The organism is Streptomyces sp. NPDC088246, assembly GCF_044741025.1.
In the GTDB taxonomy this organism is placed as follows: Bacteria; Actinomycetota; Actinomycetes; order Streptomycetales; family Streptomycetaceae; genus Streptomyces.
The window spans coordinates 118,141-136,598 of record NZ_JBIURV010000013.1 but is presented as its reverse complement, the minus strand read 5'-3'; the positions used below and the strand labels follow the sequence as shown (position 1 = coordinate 136,598).

Sequence of the window (18,458 nt, the reverse complement as noted above, 5' to 3'; positions counted from 1 at the left end):
TTGAGCACGAATCGCCGCGCCCGGCCTCTCAGGCCGGCAGTGAGACGCGCATCACAAGACCACCGCCCTCGCGGGGCTCCGCGACGATACGGCCGCCGTGAGCGCGCGCCACGGACCGCGCGATCGACAGTCCGAGCCCCACCCCCTTGTCGCTGCCTGTTCGCTCCGTACGCAGCCGTCTGAAGGGCTCGAAGAGGTTGTCGATCTCATACGCGGGCACCACCGGTCCCGTGTTCACGACGACGAGCACGGCCTGGCCGGACTGCAGATCGGTGGTGACCTCCACCCAGCCCTGCTCGGGAACGTTGTAGCGCACGGCGTTCTGTACGAGGTTCAGCGCGATCCGCTCCAGCAGCACGCCGTTGCCCTGGACGATGGCCGGGGCTCGCTCGCCGCGGATCTCCACACCCCGCTCCTCGGCCTCGCCGCGCGTCTGGTCGATCGCGCGCGAGGCCACCTCGGCGAGGTCGACCGGTTTGCGCTCGACGATCTGGTTGTCGCTGCGGGCCAGCAGCAGCAGACCCTCGACGAGCTGCTCACTGCGCTCGTTGGTGGCCAGCAGGGTCTTGCCGAGCTGCTTCAGCTCCGGCGGGGCCTGGGGGTCGGAGAGATGGACCTCCAGCAGCGTGCGGTTGATCGCGAGCGGGGTGCGCAGTTCATGCGACGCGTTCCCGACGAACCGCTGCTGGGCGGTGAAGGCCCGCTCCAGACGGTCGAGCATGTCGTCGAAGGTGTCGGCGAGCTCCTTCAGCTCGTCGTCCGGGCCGTCCAGTTCGATCCGGCGGGACAGATCCGTTCCGGCCACCCGGCGTGCGGTGCGGGTGATCCGGCCCAGCGGGGAGAGCACCCGGCCCGCCATGGCGTAGCCGAAGGCGAAGGCGATGACGCTGAGGCCGACGAGGGCCAGCAGCGACCGGTTGAGGAGGGTGTCCAGCGCCTGCTGGCGCTGGTGGTTGACGCAGGTGTTCATGGCCGCGTTGGCGGCGTCGGGTGTGGTCAAGCCGCTGAAGTTGCACACGTCACTGACGACCCGGCCGTTCACGATCTTGAACGGCAGCTCACTGCCCACCTGGAGGGCCTGGGCGGCCAGCATGTAGATGATCGCCAGCAGCAGGATGCCGGCGATCAGGAACATGCCGCCGTACAGCAGTGTGAGCCGTATCCGGATGGTCGGGCGCAGCCAGTACGGCGGCTCCTGCTGTTTGGGCTCCCAGGTGGGCTTCGGGGGCGCCGTCGGCGGCGCCGGGACGGTGGGCATCGGCCGTCAGATCCGGTAGCCGGAGCCGGGCACGGTGACGATCACCGGCGGTTCGCCGAGCTTGCGGCGCAGTGTCATGACGGTCACCCGGACGACATTGGTGAACGGGTCGGTGTTCTCGTCCCAGGCCTTCTCCAGCAGCTGCTCGGCCGAGACGACCGCGCCCTCGCTGCGCATCAGGACCTCCAGCACGGCAAATTCCTTCGGCGCGAGCTGGATCTCCGCCTCGCCCCGGAAGACCTCGCGGCGGTTGGGGTCGAGCTTGATTCCTGCGCGCTCCAGGACGGGCGGCAGGGCCACTGTCGCACGCCGGCCCAGCGCCCGTACCCGCGCGGTGAGCTCGCTGAAGGCGAACGGCTTGGGCAGATAGTCGTCGGCGCCCAGCTCCAGCCCCTCCACCCGGTCGCTGACGTCCCCGGACGCGGTGAGCATGAGCACCCGGGTGGGCATGCCCAGTTCGACGATCCGCCGGCAGACGTCGTCGCCGTGCACCAGGGGGAGGTCCCGGTCCAGCACCACGACGTCGTAGTCGTTGACCTCGACGCGCTCCAGGGCCGCCGCACCGTCGTACACGACATCGACGGCCATGGCCTCACGGCGCAATCCGGTGGCCACCGCATCGGCGAGCAGTTGCTCGTCCTCCACGACGAGTACGCGCACGGCGCTGTCCTTCCTTAGAAACTTCAGTAGGTGGCTTCAGAACGTCCCGATGTGACCACGGTCCGTGATCCGAACCGCTCATCGGCACTGGTCTGTGCGGCTCCATCCTGCCCGCAACGCGTATAAACCGGCGGTAAGACGGCGTTGGCCGGCCGGCGGCTCCGGGGAATGCGCCGGATTTCCGGGCCAGTTGAGGTTTCTCTGAGCCTTGGGCTGGGGAGGACGCATTCACACCCGCGATCACGCCTTGAATGTGGCGTGCCACAGGCCACTCCGTCCCCGGAGAGCGCGTGATCACCCGCCCTACCGCCTCCGTGCGGAGGGAAACCCGGGCACACCCCCGTGCCACCGACCCACGATGAGGGGGCGCATTATGGACGCTTTCACCGCAGGTCTGCTGCAACGAATCAAGACCACCGAGTCCGACCTCACGAAAGCTCGGGAGACGGGCGACGACTTCCTCGCGGATGTCGAGCAGGGCGAGCTGGACGACCTGCACCGCCTCGCCGCCGAGCACGGCGTCGAAATCGGCGCCACCAGCGTCTGATTCACGTGAGAAGGGCCCCTGATGCCGCAACCGGCGTCAGGGGTCCTTCTCACATGCCGGAAGGACCCGATCGGCCTCGGCCCTAGTCGTGCCAGGCTCCGAACTCCTCCAGGAGACCCTGCAGCGGCTCGAAGACACCCGGCGTCGCGGCGACCGTCAGATCACCGTCGGCGGGCAGCCCGGGACGGCCGCCGGTGCGGGCACCCGCCTCGCGGGCGATGAGGTCGCCGGCCGCCAGGTCCCACGGGTGGAGCCCTCGCTCGTAGTAGCCGTCGAGGCGGCCGGATGCCACATCGCAGAGGTCCACGGCGGCGGAGCCGCTGCGCCGGATGTCACGCAGCCGCGGGATCAGCTTCTGGGCCACGTCCGCCTGGTGCGTACGGACGTGGCTGACGTAGTTGAAGCCGGTCGAGACGAGCGCCTGGTCGAGCGGTGGCGCGGGCCGGCAGTGCAGCGCGGTGCCTTCGCCGTACGCACCGCCCTTCGCATATGCACCGCCGCCGAGCACCGCCTGGTACGTCTCGCGGCGCATCGGGGCCTCCACCACGCCCACGACCCGCTCGCCGTCCCGTTCAGCGGCGATGGAGACGGCCCAGGTCGGCAGTCCGTACAGGTAGTTCACGGTGCCGTCGAGCGGGTCGATGACCCAGCGGATACCGCTGCTGCCCTCCGTGTTCGCCCCTTCCTCGCCGAGGAAGCCGTCCTGGGGACGGCGCTCGGTGAGGAAGCCGGTGATCAGCTTCTCGGCGGCGATGTCCATCTCGGTGACGACGTCGATCGGGCTGGACTTGGTCGCAGCCACCCCCAGGTCGGCCGGGCGGCCGTCGCGCAGCAGCGCACCGGCACGGCGGGCGGCCTCCCGGGCGAGGTCGAGCAGTTCGGACAGGTTCGGGTCGGTCACGGCGCTCCAGGGGTCTCTAGGCGTATGGCAGGGGCTCTTACGCGTACGGGCTGTCGACGCCCGCAGCGGCCGGCTTGAGGGCCCGGGCGGGGCAGCAGCCGACCGGGCAGAGGTCATGGCCCGGGCCGAGCGCGCCGAGCGCGCACCGCTGCGCGGCGCGTCCCTGCTCGGTGGCGGCGCGCTCCAGCACCAGTTCACGCACGGCCGCGGCGAAGCGCGGGTCGGCGCCCACGGTCGCGGACCTGCGCACCGGAAGTCCGAGTTCGGCGGCCTTCGCGGTGGCCTCCGTGTCGAGGTCGTACAGCACTTCCATGTGGTCCGAGACGAAACCGATGGGGGCCATCACCACGGCGGGGACGCCCTCGTCGTGCAACGCCTCCAGGTGGTCGCAGATGTCGGGCTCCAGCCACGGGATGTGCGGGGCGCCGCTGCGCGACTGGTAGACGAGCTGCCAGGGGTACTCGACGCCGGTCTCCTCGCGCACCGCGTCGATGATCAGGCGGGCGACGTCGAGGTGTTCGGCGACATAGGCGCCGCCGTCGCCGTGCTCCTCCACGGGGCCCGAGGTGTCGGCGGCGGAGATGGGGATGGAGTGCGTGGTGAAGGCGAGGTGCGCCCCCGTCCGTACGTCCTCGGGGAGGTCGGCCAGGGAGGCGAGGACGCCGTCCACCATGGGCCGTACGAACCCGGGATGGTTGAAGTAGTGCCGGAGTTTGTCGACCCGGGGCACCCGCAGCCCCTCGGCCTCCAGGGCGGCCAGCGACTCCGCGAGGTTCTCGCGGTACTGCCGGCAGCCGGAGTAGGAGGCGTATGCGCTGGTGGCGAGGACTGCGATGCGGCGGTGTCCGTCCGCGGTCATCTCACGCAGGGTATCGGTGAGGTACGGCGCCCAGTTGCGGTTGCCCCAGTACACCGGCAGATCGAGTCCGTGCTCCGTGAAGTCCTTGCGCAGGGCCTCCAGCAGGGCCCTGTTCTGGGCATTGATCGGGCTGACGCCACCGAACAGGAAGTAGTGCTTGCCGACTTCCTTCAGCCGCTCCTCGGGGATGCCACGGCCACGGGTCACGTTCGCCAGGAACGGGACCACGTCGTCCGGGCCTTCGGGGCCGCCGAAGGAGAGCAGCAGCAGGGCGTCATAGGGAGCGGGATCGCGCAGATCGGACATGGCATCGATCCTGCCACTCGCCTCGGACAGTGCTCCCACCGACATCGGCTCCCGGTACTGCCCCGGTGTCGGACGGACCGCCCGAACCGTAAGCTGTATCGGCTACGTTCACGCATTACAAGCGCGTGTGATCACGCTGTTCCGGAGCCCTCCTTGCCCAGTCCCTACCGCGCGATTTTCGCCGCCCCCGGCACCAAGGGGTTCTCGGCGGCCGGATTCCTCGGCCGGATGCCGCTGTCCATGATGGGCATCGGTGTGGTCACCATGGTTTCCCAGCTCACCGGCCGTTACGGGCTCGCGGGCGCTCTCTCCGCGACGCTGGCGATGTCGGCGGCGGTGATCGGGCCACTGATCTCCCGGCTCGTCGACCGGCACGGGCAGCGCCGCGTCCTGCGTCCCGCCACCCTGGTCGCGCTGGCGGCGGTGGCCGGTCTCCTGATCTGCGCGCAGCAGCGGCTGGCGGACTGGACGCTCTTCGTCTTCGCGGCGGGCGCCGGCTGCGTCCCCAGCGTGGGTTCGATGATCCGGGCCCGCTGGGCGGAGATCTACCGCGGTTCACCGCGGCAGCTGCACACCGCGTACTCGTGGGAGTCGATCGTCGACGAGGTGTGCTTCATCTTCGGGCCGATCATCTCGATCGGTCTGTCCACCGCCTGGTTCCCCGAGGCGGGGCCGCTTCTCGCCGCAGGGTTCCTGCTGGTCGGTGTCTTCTGGCTGACCGCCCAGCGCGCCACCGAGCCGGTGCCGCATCCGCGCGAGCAGCACACCGGCGGTTCCGCGCTGCGCTCGCGGGGCCTCCAGGTGCTCGTGGTCACGTTCGTGGCGACCGGTGCGATCTTCGGGGCGGTCGACGTGGTGACGGTGGCCTTCGCCGAGGAGCAGGGTCACAAGGCCGCGGCGAGCCTCGTGCTGGCCGTGTACGCGTTGGGGTCCTGCCTGGCCGGAGCGGTCTTCGGTCTGCTGCACCTCAAGGGGAAGCCGTCCACCCGGTGGCTGGTGGGTGTGTGTGCGATGGCCGTGAGTATGATCCCCCTCCAACTGGCCGGGAACCTCCCGTTTCTGGCCGTGGCGCTCTTTGTCGCGGGCCTCGCCATCGCACCGACGATGGTCACCACCATGGCCCTCGTCGAGCAACACGTACCGCGCACCGAACTGACCGAGGGCATGACCTGGACCAGCACCGGGCTCGCCGTCGGTGTGGCGCTCGGCTCCTCGGCCGCCGGCTGGGTGGTCGACGCGTCCGGAGCCGAGGCGGGGTACGCGGTGCCCGCCGTGGCGGGAGCGCTCGCGGCCGCGGTGGCGTTCCTGGGGTATCGCCGGCTCAGCGGGCCGGTTCCTACGGAAGGGCGCGGGGAAGATGACCGACACCGACGCACGGACGACGACGAGCGCGTGGCGTAACTGGGCGGGGAACGTCAGCGCCCGTCCGGTACGGGCCGTGTCCCCCGCCTCCGTGGCGGAGCTCGCCGAGGTGCTGCGCCGCGCGTCCGAGGACGGTCTGCGGGTGAAGCCGGTCGGCACCGGGCACTCCTTCACCGCGACGGCGGCCACCGACGGTGTGCTGATCCGTCCGGATCTGCTCACCGGCATCCGGGAGATCGACCGTAAGGCGATGACGGTGACCGTCGAGGCGGGCACCCCGCTGAAGCGGCTGAACACCGCCCTGGCGCGGGAGGGCCTGTCGCTCACCAACATGGGCGACATCATGGAGCAGACGGTCGCCGGCGCCACCTCGACCGGCACCCATGGCACCGGCCGCGACTCGGCGTCCATATCCGCGCAGATCCGTGCCCTCGAACTGGTGACGGCCGACGGCACAGTGCTGACCTGCTCGGAGAAGGAGAACGCCGACATCTTCGCCGTCGCCCGGATCGGGCTCGGCGCCCTGGGTGTCGTCACGGCGATCACCTTCACCGTGGAGCCCGTCTTCCTGCTGACGGCCCGTGAGGAGCCGATGAGCTTCGACCGGGTCACGGACGACTTCGACGAGCTGGTCGCCGAGAACGAACACTTCGAGTTCTACTGGTTCCCGCACACCGGCAACTGCAACACCAAGCGCAACAACCGCAGCGCGGGCCCCGCCGCCCCGCCCGGAAGGGTCAGCGGCTGGATCGAGGACGAGCTCCTCTCCAACGGGATCTTCCAGGTGGCCTGCTCGCTCGGCCGGGCGGTCCCCGCCGCCATTCCGTCGATCGCCAAGCTCTCCAGCCGCGCCCTGTCGGCCCGTACGTACACCGACATCCCGTACAAGGTCTTCACCAGCCCACGCCGGGTCCGCTTCGTGGAGATGGAGTACGCGCTGCCGCGCGAGGCCGTCGTGGAGGCGCTGCGCGAGGTCAAGGCGATGGTCGAGCGTTCACCCCTGCGGATCAGCTTCCCGGTGGAGGTCCGTACCGCCCCCGCGGACGACATCGCGCTCTCCACGGCCTCGGGCCGTCAGAGCGCGTACATCGCCGTCCATCTGTACAAGGGCACGCCCTACCAGGCGTACTTCACTGCCGTCGAGCGGATCATGACCGCCCACGCCGGCCGCCCGCACTGGGGCAAGGTCAACACCCGCGACGCCGAGTACCTCGCCGGGGTGTACCCGCGGTTCGGCGAGTTCACCGCCGTACGCGACCGGCTGGACCCGGACCGCCTCTTCGGCAACGACTATCTGCGCCGGGTGCTGGGCGACTGAGCGTCGCGGCCGTTCACTGCGCGGTATCCGTGCCGGTGGCGGCGCGGTCGCCCTGCACCGGGGCGTCGCCCGCACCCGCCGGGTCCGGGCCGACTGTGCTGCCGTCGCCGGGCGCTGCCGGGGAGGGCGTGGTCGCCGGGGACGGATTCGTCTGGCCACCGGTGTTGTCGGACGGCGTGGGGCTGGGCGTCGGATCGGCCGAGGAGCCGTCGCCCTGACCGGAGTCCGGGTTCCGGCTCTGTCCGCCCTGCGAATCCGTACCGGGCGTCGCGCCGCTCTTCTGGCCCGGGGTCTGCCCCTGGCCGGGGTCGGTGCTGGTGGCCGGCGCCGGGTCTTTCGACCCGGAGCTCCGCTCCCCGCCGCGTACGACGGAGCCGACGGTCGTTCCTTTGCCACCGCTCAGGCCGTTGCCGGAGACCAGTTCGAACGTGGTGATGCCGGCCATGGTCACGGCGAAGACCACGACCGCCCCGAGCGCCGAGCGCTTCCAGCCGCGGATGCGGGTGCCGTGGGTGGTGGCTTCGGAGAACTCCTCGTCCGGGTCCGGGTGCCCCGTGGTGAGCAACCGGGTCCCGTCGAGCGGCCTCAGCAGCTGCGTGCGGTCCGGATCGTCTGCCACGTTGCGCAGTACGGTCGTGGCGTCCGTTTCGCGCTGCACGGTCGCGGCGACGCGCGCGCCACCCGTCTCACGCGTATGTACGGTCACCTCGCGGCCCGGGTGCTTCACCTGGACCGTGACCTCGCGGATCTGCTCCCCCGTGCGGCGGAAGAAGTGCTGGAAGACCGAACCGCCGCACGTGGCGACGACGCTCATCACCCCGGCACCGAGGATCGTTCCGTACACGCCCAGTTGGGAGGCCGCCACCGCTGCCGCGACTGCTGCCACGGCGCTGCCCGCCACCTGCGGCAGGCTCAGATCTATACGCTTTTCTTTGGGTTCTATGTCACTTTCCGGCTTCTGCACCATTTCCAGCCCTTGATTGACATCTCTCCCACCATGCAACAGGAAGGGACATTTGAGCGAAGTGAATAGTTCCGCTTCGGGAGATTCTGTGAAGCAGGACACGTATGAAGGCCGCCCCACACCCTGCCGGGTAGCCCAACCCCCCACCTCACGAGAACTTCGGCGGCGCGGCGGTCCACCCACATGGCCCGAATGGAGTACTGTGGCGAGCCCTGGGGCCGGACTCCCACGCGGGTGTCCGGGATCTTCGGGAGGGGGCCGAAGGAGGCACTCGATCCGGCGGCGCCACGGCATCGCACGGGGACTGGCTACACAAAGCGACCATTCGTCACTTTGTGTTGAACAATAGGTCACCGTGTCACATCGGCGATCAAGGGCTCACGCCCGACACGCCGGGCAACACGGCAATGTTGTGGCAGGCTGCACCCGGGCAGGCCACACTCGACTAGCGGAAGCAGCGACGCACGTGACGTCGGCAGGCACCACCCGGGAGGTCCCCATGCCCGAACTGCGTGTCGTGGCCGTCTCCAACGACGGCACACGACTGGTGCTCAAGGCTGCGGACAGCACGGAGTACACGCTTCCGATCGACGAGCGGTTGCGAGCCGCCGTGCGCAACGACCGCGCGCGGCTCGGCCAGATCGAGATCGAGGTGGAGAGCCACCTCCGCCCCCGCGACATCCAGGCCCGGATACGAGCCGGCGCCTCCGCGGAAGAAGTAGCTCAGTTCGCCGGGATTCCGGTCGACCGTGTCCGCCGCTTCGAGGGCCCCGTGCTCGCGGAGCGTGCCTTCATGGCCGAGCGGGCCCGGAAGACTGCTGTGCGCCGTCCCGGCGAGAACACCGGCCCCCAGCTCGGCGAGGCGGTGCAGGAGCGGCTGCTGCTGCGCGGTGCCGACAAGGAGACCGTCCAGTGGGACTCCTGGCGCCGTGACGACGGCACCTGGGAAGTCCTGCTGGTCTACCGGGTCGCGGGCGAGCCGCACTCGGCAAGCTGGACATACGACCCGCCGCGCCGACTGGTCCAGGCCGTGGATGACGAGGCGCGTTCACTGATCGGCGAGACCGACGACGTCGCCGCGCCCGAACCGAGCTTCCCGTTCGTGCCACGGATCGCCCGGCTGCCCCGCGACCGTCCGCTGGACCGTGCCCTGGACCGCCAGATGGAGCGCCCCACGGCGCCGGCACCCGTGCCCGAGCCGGAGGAACACATCGGCGGCATCTCGGCCGGCGAGCGCGATTCGCTGACCAGCCTGCTGGAGGCGGTGCCGAGCTTCCGCGGCGACATGGTGGTGCCGGAGCGGCCCGCACCGCCCGAGCCTCCGGCCATCGAGCCCGCCGTGCAACAGCCGGAGGCCGATGAGCCGCCGGCCGCGGCAGCCTCCGCAGGCGCCGGTTCCGCCTACGCGGATGTGCTCATGCCACGAGCGGTAGCCGGCCATCGCGACCGGCTGACCGGGACGACGGACCGCCAGGCCGAGGCGGACGGCGTCCGACCGGGCCGCCGTGCCGCCGTGCCGAGCTGGGACGAGATCGTCTTCGGTACACGCCGGAAGAAGCAGGACTGAGGCGGGGTGACCGCAGCATGACGAGGGCCCGTACGCCGCTGCGTACGGGCCCTCGTGCGGCATGCGAGCCTCGTGGCGCATGCATCCCTCGTACCGCGTGCGCCACTCGTGCCGTGCGCGTACGGAACCTGTTGAGGCGGTTCCTTGCCCTCGGACCGGTGCGCACTCCATTACTACCGGTGCGCGCTCCGTTACTGGGGGTCGGGGCCCTTTGCGACCGGGCGGGACTCGTCACCGGACCACTCGGACCAGGAGCCCGCGTACAGTGCCGCAGGGATCCCGGCAACAGCCAGGGCCAGCACCTCATGGGCGGCGGAGACGCCGGAGCCGCAGTAGACGCCCACCTCCGGCGCCCGGCCGGCACCGAGCTTCTCGAAGCGTGCCGCCAGCGATTCGGCGGGCAGGAATCGGCCGTCGTCCCCCGCATTCTCCGAAGTCGGGGCCGAGACGGCACCCGGGATGTGGCCGCCCACCCGGTCGATCGGCTCCACATCGCCCCGGTAGCGTTCGGCGGCTCGCGCGTCGAGCAGCAGACCCGAGCGGGCCAGCACCGCCGCCCCGTCCGCGTCCAGCAGCGGCAGAGCACCGGGTGCAGGCAGGAAGCCCCCCTCGGCCGGGGTCGGGGTCTCCGTCTGAAGCTCCCCCTCCCAGGCCGCGAGACCGCCGTCCAGGACCCGGACGTCCTCGTGCCCCGTCCAGCGCAGCAGCCACCAGGCGCGCGCCGCCGCCCAGCCCTGGCCGCCGTCGTACACGACCACGGGAGTGTCCCGGGAGACACCGGCCCGGCGCATCACCGCGCCGAATTCCTCCGGATCGGGCAGCGGGTGACGGCCGCCGCTGCCTGCCGGACCGGCAAGTTCCGCATCAAGATCGACGAATACCGCACCGGGGATGTGCCCGGCCTCGTAGCCAGGACGGCCGTGCGGGCCGCCCAGCTGCCAACGTACGTCCAGGAGCACCGGCGGACGTGGCCCCGCCGACTCGCTCGCGCATTCGGATGCGGTGATGATGGGCTTCATGGGTGCCATCCTCGCGCAGGAGCCGCCCCACCCGTAACACCTTTGAAACGGACGTATCGCATTAAACCGGTCTCTCTCTGTCGAGATCCCGGAAAGTGCGGCGCGGCCGGGGCACATCGTGCGCCGGGTGGTGCAAGCATCTGCACGGGGCGTACACATCCTGTACCGCACGGCGGCACACCGGCCCCGTTCCCCCCGTACGGCCACCACGATGGTCCGAGGAGAGAGTGACGATGACCGAGGCTGCCGCCCGGCGCACGCCCGGAACACCATGCTGGGTGAGTCTGATTGTGCACGGCCTGAGCTCGACCCAGGACTTCTACGCCGATCTGTTCGGCTGGGAGTTCGTACCCGGCCCGGACCAGCTGGGTCCGTACGTCCGCGCGCTGATCGACGGGAAAGTGGTCGCGGGCATCGGACAGCTGCCGTCCGACCGCCATCTGCCGGTCGCCTGGACGACCTATCTGGCCACCGACGACGCCGATGTCACGGCGGAGATGATCCGCTCCTGCGGCGGCACGGTCGCCGTCGGACCGCTCGACGCGGGCGAGGCAGGCCGGCTCGCCATCGCCTCCGATCCCAGCGGTGCGGTCTTCGGGATCTGGCAGGCCGCCGCGCACGTCGGGACGGCGCTTGCGGGAGCCCACGGCACACCGGTCTGGAACGAGCTGATGACCAGCGAGACCTCGACGGTCTGCAAGTTCTACCAGACGGTTTTCGGCTACGAGGCGGAGGCGGTCGTCTCAGCCGACTTCGACTACCAGACCCTGCATCTGAACGGCCGTCCGGTGGCCTCGCTGCACGGCGTGGGCCACGCCCTGCCGCGCGACCGGGGCCCGCACTGGATGACGTACTTCGAGGTCACCGACACCGACGCGGCCGCGCACCGCGTGGTGGAACTCGGCGGATACATCCTGCAGCCGGTCCGGGAGGGGTCGAACGGCCGGGTGGCGACCGTCGCTGATCCGGAGGGTGCGGTGTTCACAATCGTACGGACGGCCGCTCGCTGAGCCGCCGGCTGCGAGAGCGGGTCAGCCGGCCCGGACCCGTTCGACATGCCGATGGGCGGGGCCGGCCAGCCGGGCGTGCAACTCGTCGAAGAGCTCGGACGCCTCGGTTCCGCTCCACTCGGCCGGCAGCAGTTCACGCGCGACACCGGGGTCGAGGTAGACAAGCCGGCGCCAGTCGGTGAGGACCCTGATGTACGTCGTGAACGCCTCGCGGTCCGTCACCGGACTTCCGCTCGCGATCCGCTGGGCCACCGGACGGTGCACCGCGAGGAATTCGACGTACAGCTGCTGCAGCCGGACGGTGTCCCACCAGGAGCGCACCTTCGCCGCAAGGTCCCCGCTCCCGTCCGTGCCCCCGCCCACCGACAGATAGTCGGCCCGGAAGAGGTCGGCGTACGAGCGCAGCCCGTGCCGGGCCAGCATGTCCTCCGCCTCGTCGTGCACATGTCCCGGTGCGATCCACACCCCCGCGGACACGGAACCGAAGCCGAGCCGGGTGAGCTGGGTGCGCAGGGTGTGCCGCTTGGCGCGTTCGGACTCGGGCACCGAGAAGACGACCAGCACCCAGCCCTCGTCCGCGGTGGCCCGCCGGGCCGCGAAGATCCGCGGATCGCCGTCGCGCAGAATCCGCTCGGTCTCGGGTGAGATCCGGTATCCGGCAGCTCCGGAGACCGATTCGGCTTCGAGCAGTCCGGCGCGCTTCAGCCGGGAGACCGAGGACCGTACGGTCGGCCCCTCGACGCCGAGGTCGGCGAGCAGCTGGATCAGCGAGGCCACGGACATCCAGCCTTCGGTGTCGCGCGCGTACAGCCCGTAGACCGTCACGATCAGCTGCCTCGGCTGCACCTTGCCCAGCGGGCCCGATTCGGACTCGGCCTCTTTTCCGCTCACCGTGTTCACAGCGTCATCCTAAGCATCCGCACCCGACGCCCGAGGGGACGGTTCAGGCAGAGGTGACGGGCAGCACGTCGGGCGAGAGTGCGGCCGCGCGGGCGCTCGCGCTGGTCGTCCTGCGCTGGTGGTGACGCCGGCACAGCACCTCGTAACCGACCTCGCCCGCTTGCTGGTTGACGTCTCCCACGACCACCTGGGCACCTTCGACGACCATCTCGCCGCCGACCGTTCGGGCGTTGTGCGTGGCCCGTGCACCGCACCAGCAGAGCGCCTCGACCTGGAGCGTCTCGACCCGGTCGGCCAGTTCGATCAGCCGCTGGGATCCGGGGAACAGCTTGGTCCGGAAGTCGGTGGTGATGCCGAAAGCGAAGACGTCCATGCCGAGGTCGTCGACGATACGGGCGAGCTGGTCGATCTGGACGGGAGCCAGGAACTGCGCCTCGTCCACGATCACGTAGTCCGCCCGGCCGCCCCGGCTGATGAGGTCGACGAGGTGCGCGTACAGATCCATGCCCTCATCGGCCTCGACTGCCTCGGTGACCAGCCCCAGACGTGAGGAGAGCTTGCCCTCCCCCGCCCGGTCGTCACGGGTGAAGATCACGCCTTGCAGGCCGCGCGCCGAACGGTTGTGGCCGATCTGCAGCGCCAGCGTGCTCTTTCCGCAGTCCATCGTTCCGGAGAAGAACACAAGCTCGGGCATGAGGGGCTGAGCACCTTTCGGGCGGGGCGAAGCGGGGCAGGGGAAATGGTGGTGGGGGAACGCTGGAGAGGGAAAACGCGCCTACGAGCGTACTTCGAACAGCGGGACGAGCTGCTCGACGGGGGTCATCGAACCATGCATGCCGACCATGGCGGACTCGTGCGGCTCATTGACCGAAGCGGTGATCACCACGTCGTCGCGGGCCGCCGCGACGACGTCGCCGATCCTGCCGTGGACACGTTCATCGATCTTCGGGCCGAACCAGCCGGCCGCGACCGCCTCGTCCCGGCTCGCCACCCAGAACTGCTCGCCGAGCACTTCCCTCCAGACGGTCAGCACATCGTTCTCGGCCCCCGGGACGGCGTACACATGACGGGCCCGGCCCTCGCCGCCGAGCAGGGCGACGCCCGCGCGCAGTTCCCAGTCCTCGTCGAAGTCGATCCGGGACTGCTCGTCGAAGGGGATGTCGATCATGCCGTGGTCGGCGGTGATGTACAGCGCCGAGCGGGGCGGGAGCTGTTCGGCCAGCCGCCGGGCCAGGCCGTCCACGTACATCAGCTGTCCGCGCCAGGCGTCGGAGTCGACGCCGAAGCGATGGCCCTTGCCGTCGACCTCGCTGTAGTACGTGTAGACGAGCGACCGGTCACCTGCGGCAAGCCGTTCGGCGGCGACGTCCATCCGCTCCTCGCCGGACAGCCGGCCGAGGAACGAGCCCCCGCTGAGCGCGATCTTGGTGAGCGGAGTCTGCTCGAAGGCGGGGGCGGAGACCTGGGCGGTGCGCACACCGGCGGCGTCGGCGAGCTTGAAGACGGTGGGGTACGGCTGCCAGGCCTTCGGCGAGGTCCAGGGCTGCCAGCGGAGCTGGTTCATCAGCTCGCCGGTCTCCGGATTGCGCGCGGTGTAGCCGGGAAGGCCGTGCTCCCCCGGCGGAAGCCCGGTACCTACCGAGGCCAGTGAGGTCGCGGTGGTGGCCGGGAAGCCCGCCGTGATCGGACGGCCGGTGCCGCCGCGCGAGGTGGGCAGCAGGGAGTGCAGAAACGGTGCCTCGTCCGGGTGGGCCTTGATCTGCTCCCAACCGAGACCATCTATCAGGAACACGCAGTTCCGGTCGGCAGGGGTGAGTTCGGGGATCGCGGCGGTGAAGCCGGGTACACCCTGTCCGGCGGCGATCGTGGGCAGCAGATCGCAGAGCGAGCCGCTGCCGTACTCCGGCACGGGGGCGGTGTCGACGGGGAGCAGAACGGGGTCCTGCCAGGCCGGCTGGGCCATCAGCGACCGGTCGCCGCAGTCGCGGCCGTGGCCTCGGAGAGCGCCTGGGCGAAGGCGAGGGTCTGGCGCACGGTGTCCGGGCCGTCACCGGCCTCGCTGACCCGCAGGCTCAGATCGTCGGCGGTGGAGCTGCCGGTGTAGCCGTGGTCGGCCTCGCAGTTGGGGTCGCCGCAGGCGGCCGGCTCCAGGTCGATCCGGGAGACCGCTCCCCATCCGATGGTGAGGACGACCTCGCGGGGCAGCGTGCCCGGAACGTACTTCTCGGGGTTGGCCACGACACGGCTCACCACGACCGACGAGATCCGGTCGAGCTTGACCGACTCGGTGGAGGTGGTGGCGTACGGCGTCGGGGAGCTGGTGTCCGCGTTCTGCTCGTCGGTGTGGCTGACAATGAAACGGTTGTCCGTCAGGACCAGGACCGTGACGTGGCGGCGCACCTCGTTGGAGTCGAAGGTGGTCTCCTGGTGCACCAGGTACGAAACGACCGGCTCACCGCCCACGGCGGCCTCCACCGCCTCGGCCACGAGGGCCGGGTAGTAGCCACTGCGCTCGATCGCCGCGCGCAGCCCCTGGGTCGTCGTACCGGTCTTTGCCATGAGGACCATCCTACGGGGGACAGATGACTGCCGGGGACGTTGTGCGGCAGGGCGGACCGGGGCCCCAGCGGTGAAGGAACCCGGCTTGGCGCCCGTACGGCGATCGGGGACGAGACGGTGCGCCGCCGGTCAGTAGTTGGGGAGGCGGCGGGGGCCGAGGTCGGTGCGGGCCGGGGGCGGCGAGAGCCGGACGCTCGCGCCGAGGACGGTCAGCCCCTGAGTGGCGACCACGACCGGTTCCAGGGCGATGGAGACCACCTCGGGATGGTCGTCGACCAGCCGGGACACCCGCAGCAGCAGCTCTTCCAGCGCCGCGGTGTCCACGGGCGCCGCGCCACGCCAGCCGAACAGCACCGGCGCCGCCCGGATGGACCGGATCAGCTCGGCGGCGTCGCGGTCGGTGGCCGGAACGAGGCGGTGGGCGGTGTCGCCGAGGAGTTCGGAGGGCGCGCCCGCGAGCCCGAAGGAGAGGACGGCACCCGCCGCCGGGTCGATCGTGGCCCTTACGACGGTATCGACGCCGCGCGGCGCCATGGCCTGGACGACGGGCTGGAGTTCGGCGGGCTTGCCGAGCAGTTCGGTCAGTTCGCCGTACGCCCGGTGCAACACGCTCTCGTTGGCGAGGTCCAGCCGGACACCGCCGAGATCGGCGCGGTGACGCAGATGGGGCGCCGTGGTCTTGAGCGCCACGGGATAGCCGAGCTGTGCCGCCGCGGCGACAGCGGCTTCCGGGTCGGGGGCCGGAAGCGTCGGCCGTACGGTGATGCCGTAGCGGCCCAGGAGTTCGCGCGCCTCGTCGTGTGCGAGCGGTCTGCCCCGCGGGTCGGGGTCGGGGCCGAGAAGGGTTCCGATCAGGTCGGCGGCACCCGGCTCGTCGATGGTGTCGTCGAGGAACTCGGGTACCTTGCCGGGCACGGCGGCCTGCCGTCGCCACTGCGCGTATCTCACCGCTTCGGCCAGGGCACGCACGGCCCGTTCGGCGGCGGGGTAGGCGGGAATCCGGCCGCTCCGGATGCCGGGGCCGCTGTCAGTGCCCGCGGCGGCACCAGCGCCCTCGTCGCTGCCCGCATCGGTGGCGGCGCCGGCTGTGCCGCTGCCGGCTCCGGGTGAGGGGGTATGCGCAAGGGCGGGGCCGGTCGTGGTGGCGGCTCCGGCGCGCGGGGGTGTTGCGGCTGCGGAGGACTGTGTCGAAGGACGCGGCAGTGCGACCGTGCTGGTGGCCGCGGCGAGGGCCTCCGCCAGGCCGCCGATCTCCACATGGACGACGGCCACCGGCTTGGCGGGACCGGCCGCGGCGGCCGCGTGCAGCGCGGTCGCCAGCACCTCGCCGTCGCCCGATTCCGCCTCGCCGTTCTCGCCCACCCACGGGATCGCCGTCACGACCACCGAGTCGCAGCCCTCGTCGGCGAGGGCTTGGGCCAGGGCATCCCGGAAGTCCTGCGGGGTGGCGGCGGTGGTGAGGTCGCGGGGCGGGCGCGGGCGCAGCCCCTCGGCCAGACAGGCGTCGTACGTGAGCAGGCCGAGCGATTCGGAGTTGCCGAGGATCGCGACCCGCGGGCCCGCCGGGAGGGGCTGATCGGCGAGGAGGAGACCCGCGTCGACCATCTCCGTAACGGTGTCGACGCGGATCACGCCCGCCTGCCGCATGAGCGCGGAGACCGTCGCGTCCGGGATCCGGCTGACCGGCACCGCATGGCCGGGTGGGGTGGAGCCGCTGTGCCGGGCCCCCTTCACCACGACCACCGGCTTCACGGCCGCGGTGCGCCGCGCGAGGCGGGTGAACTTGCGCGGGTTGCCGAGCGATTCGAGGTACAGAAGGGCGACGTCGGTGTCCGGGTCCTCGTACCAGTACTGCAGGAAGTCGTTGCCCGAGATGTCGGCGCGGTTGCCGGCGGAGATGAAGGTGGACAGGCCTGCGCCGCGCCGGTAGAGCCCGGAGAGCAGCGCGATACCGATCGCTCCGGACTGGGTGAAGAGGCCGATGCGTCCGGGGGCGGGCGGCTCGGGGGCGAGGGAGGCGTTCAGCCGGACGGCTTCGGAGTTGTTGATGACACCGAAGGCATTCGGGCCGATGATCCGCATCCCGTACGAGCGGGCCTGGCGGACCAGTTCACGCTGCCGTTCCCTGCCTTCGGCGCCCCATTCGGCGTACCCCGCGGAGAGGACGACCAGGCCCTGGACACCGTGCTCGCCGCAGTCGGCGACGGCCTCCGGAACCCGGTCGGCGGGGACGGCGACGACCGCGAGATCCACCTGTTCGTCGATCTCGCCGACGGAACGGTGGGCAGGGACACCGTCGATCGTGCCCTGGCCGGCGGCGAAGGCGCGGTTCACCGCGTACGTACGGCCGGTGAAGCCGGCCCCGAGGAGGTTGCGCAGGACCGTGCGGCCGACCCCGCCGGGAGTACGGCCCGCGCCGATGACGGCGACGGATCCGGGGGCGAGCAGCCGTTGCACGGAGCGCGCCTCGGCCCGCTGCTCACGGCCGCGCTGCACGGCGAGCGACTCGGCAGTCGGTTCGAGGTCCAGAGTGAGGTGGACGGAGCCGTCCTCGAAACTCCGCTGCTGGGTGTACCCGGCGTCCCGGAACACCTTGATCATCTTGTTGTTTGCGGGCAGCACCTCGGCAGCGAAGCGGCGGATGCCGCGCTCGCGGGCGACGGCCGCAATGTGTTCGAGGAGCGCCGATGCCACGCCCCGGCCCTGATGCGCGTCCTGAACGAGGAAGGCGACCTCGGCCTCGTCGGCGGGCGCGGAAGCGGGCCTGCCCCGCTCGTCGATCCGGTCGTAGCGGACGGTCGCGATGAACTCGCCGCCGACCGTGACCGCGAGCCCCACCCGGTCGACGTAGTCGTGATGGGTGAAGCGGTGCACGTCCCTGTCGGACAGACGCGGGTACGGGGCGAAGAAGCGGTAGTACTTCGACTCGTCGGAGACCTGCTCGTAGAAGCTGACCAGCCGTTCGGCGTCGTCCGTGGTGATGGGCCTGATCCGGGCGGTTCCTCCGTCGCGGAGGACCACGTCCGCTTCCCAGTGGTCGGGGTACGCGTGATGCGGACTCTGCTCCGGCGAGGGCTGCATGCGCAAAGACTACGGCTCCGTCAGCGGTCGCGTAGGTCTTGGGGCCGGGGCAGTCTGAGGGGGCCGATCTGCGGTGGAGCACGGGTTGTGGGCGTTCCGCAGGCCGGCCGGAGCATCGCGCACCACATGAGAGACTGGTCTAGACAA

At 70.8% G+C, this 18,458-nt stretch carries 16 protein-coding genes; 5 read left to right on the top strand and 11 right to left on the bottom strand.

Going from position 1 to position 18,458, the window contains the following annotated elements; all coding sequences use genetic code 11:
- Positions 1 to 28: 28 nt before the first annotated feature.
- Positions 29 to 1,258 carry a sensor histidine kinase gene (locus ACIPEK_RS19785; RefSeq protein ID WP_401997603.1) on the bottom strand — a complete coding sequence of 410 codons (1,230 nt, stop codon included), beginning with the start codon at positions 1,256 to 1,258 and terminating at the stop codon, positions 29 to 31.
- Positions 1,259 to 1,264: 6 nt separating this feature from the next.
- On the bottom strand, positions 1,265 to 1,918 hold the full coding sequence (locus tag ACIPEK_RS19780; protein ID WP_401997600.1) for a response regulator transcription factor: 654 nt from the start codon (positions 1,916 to 1,918) through the stop codon (positions 1,265 to 1,267).
- 373 nt (positions 1,919 to 2,291) lie between these two features.
- Between ACIPEK_RS19780 and ACIPEK_RS19775 the strand changes: the two genes are divergently transcribed.
- Positions 2,292 to 2,465 carry a hypothetical protein gene (locus tag ACIPEK_RS19775; protein ID WP_176740391.1) on the top strand — a complete coding sequence of 58 codons (174 nt, stop codon included), beginning with the start codon at positions 2,292 to 2,294 and terminating at the stop codon, positions 2,463 to 2,465.
- A gap of 82 nt (positions 2,466 to 2,547) precedes the next feature.
- Here the strand turns inward: ACIPEK_RS19775 and ACIPEK_RS19770 are convergent, their stop codons facing one another.
- Positions 2,548 to 3,366 carry an inositol monophosphatase family protein gene (locus ACIPEK_RS19770; protein ID WP_401997597.1) on the bottom strand — a complete coding sequence of 273 codons (819 nt, stop codon included), beginning with the start codon at positions 3,364 to 3,366 and terminating at the stop codon, positions 2,548 to 2,550.
- A gap of 37 nt (positions 3,367 to 3,403) precedes the next feature.
- Positions 3,404 to 4,531, bottom strand: coding sequence for a ferrochelatase (locus tag ACIPEK_RS19765; protein WP_401997594.1), 1,128 nt, complete (start codon positions 4,529 to 4,531; stop codon positions 3,404 to 3,406).
- Between the two features lie 153 nt (positions 4,532 to 4,684).
- Between ACIPEK_RS19765 and ACIPEK_RS19760 the strand changes: the two genes are divergently transcribed.
- Complete coding sequence (locus tag ACIPEK_RS19760; RefSeq protein ID WP_327272475.1) at positions 4,685 to 5,932, top strand: MFS transporter; 1,248 nt, start codon at positions 4,685 to 4,687, stop codon at positions 5,930 to 5,932.
- Positions 5,889 to 7,211 carry a D-arabinono-1,4-lactone oxidase gene (locus ACIPEK_RS19755; protein ID WP_401997591.1) on the top strand — a complete coding sequence of 441 codons (1,323 nt, stop codon included), beginning with the start codon at positions 5,889 to 5,891 and terminating at the stop codon, positions 7,209 to 7,211. The genes ACIPEK_RS19760 and ACIPEK_RS19755 overlap by 44 nt, the downstream gene beginning before the upstream one ends.
- Before the next feature lie 13 nt (positions 7,212 to 7,224).
- Here the strand turns inward: ACIPEK_RS19755 and ACIPEK_RS19750 are convergent, their stop codons facing one another.
- Positions 7,225 to 8,178: a hypothetical protein gene (locus ACIPEK_RS19750; protein WP_401997588.1), complete on the bottom strand. Its 954-nt coding sequence runs from the start codon at positions 8,176 to 8,178 to the stop codon at positions 7,225 to 7,227.
- Between the two features lie 496 nt (positions 8,179 to 8,674).
- Between ACIPEK_RS19750 and sepH the strand changes: the two genes are divergently transcribed.
- Positions 8,675 to 9,742, top strand: a complete 1,068-nt coding sequence (gene sepH / locus ACIPEK_RS19745; RefSeq protein WP_401997585.1) for a septation protein SepH — start codon at positions 8,675 to 8,677, stop codon at positions 9,740 to 9,742.
- Between the two features lie 191 nt (positions 9,743 to 9,933).
- Here the strand turns inward: sepH and ACIPEK_RS19740 are convergent, their stop codons facing one another.
- Positions 9,934 to 10,761 (bottom strand): sulfurtransferase, encoded by an 828-nt coding sequence (locus tag ACIPEK_RS19740; RefSeq protein WP_383078761.1) that lies wholly within the window; start codon positions 10,759 to 10,761, stop codon positions 9,934 to 9,936.
- 233 nt (positions 10,762 to 10,994) lie between these two features.
- On the opposite strand from ACIPEK_RS19740, the gene ACIPEK_RS19735 reads away from it, so the two are divergent.
- Complete coding sequence (locus ACIPEK_RS19735) at positions 10,995 to 11,771, top strand: VOC family protein (protein WP_401997582.1); 777 nt, start codon at positions 10,995 to 10,997, stop codon at positions 11,769 to 11,771.
- A 21-nt stretch (positions 11,772 to 11,792) separates the two neighbouring features.
- Here the strand turns inward: ACIPEK_RS19735 and ACIPEK_RS19730 are convergent, their stop codons facing one another.
- From ACIPEK_RS19730 to ACIPEK_RS19710, 5 genes are all read right to left on the bottom strand, one after another.
- Positions 11,793 to 12,671, bottom strand: coding sequence for a PaaX family transcriptional regulator C-terminal domain-containing protein (locus ACIPEK_RS19730; RefSeq protein ID WP_401997579.1), 879 nt, complete (start codon positions 12,669 to 12,671; stop codon positions 11,793 to 11,795).
- A 43-nt stretch (positions 12,672 to 12,714) separates the two neighbouring features.
- Complete coding sequence (locus tag ACIPEK_RS19725; protein WP_093898947.1) at positions 12,715 to 13,365, bottom strand: thymidine kinase; 651 nt, start codon at positions 13,363 to 13,365, stop codon at positions 12,715 to 12,717.
- An 81-nt stretch (positions 13,366 to 13,446) separates the two neighbouring features.
- Positions 13,447 to 14,634: an alkaline phosphatase family protein gene (locus ACIPEK_RS19720; RefSeq protein WP_401997576.1), complete on the bottom strand. Its 1,188-nt coding sequence runs from the start codon at positions 14,632 to 14,634 to the stop codon at positions 13,447 to 13,449.
- Complete coding sequence (locus ACIPEK_RS19715; protein WP_401997573.1) at positions 14,634 to 15,230, bottom strand: DUF5998 family protein; 597 nt, start codon at positions 15,228 to 15,230, stop codon at positions 14,634 to 14,636. The genes ACIPEK_RS19720 and ACIPEK_RS19715 overlap by 1 nt, the downstream gene beginning before the upstream one ends.
- Positions 15,231 to 15,359: 129 nt before the next feature.
- Positions 15,360 to 18,311: a GNAT family N-acetyltransferase gene (locus ACIPEK_RS19710; protein WP_401997570.1), complete on the bottom strand. Its 2,952-nt coding sequence runs from the start codon at positions 18,309 to 18,311 to the stop codon at positions 15,360 to 15,362.
- Between the last annotated feature and the right edge of the window lie 147 nt (positions 18,312 to 18,458).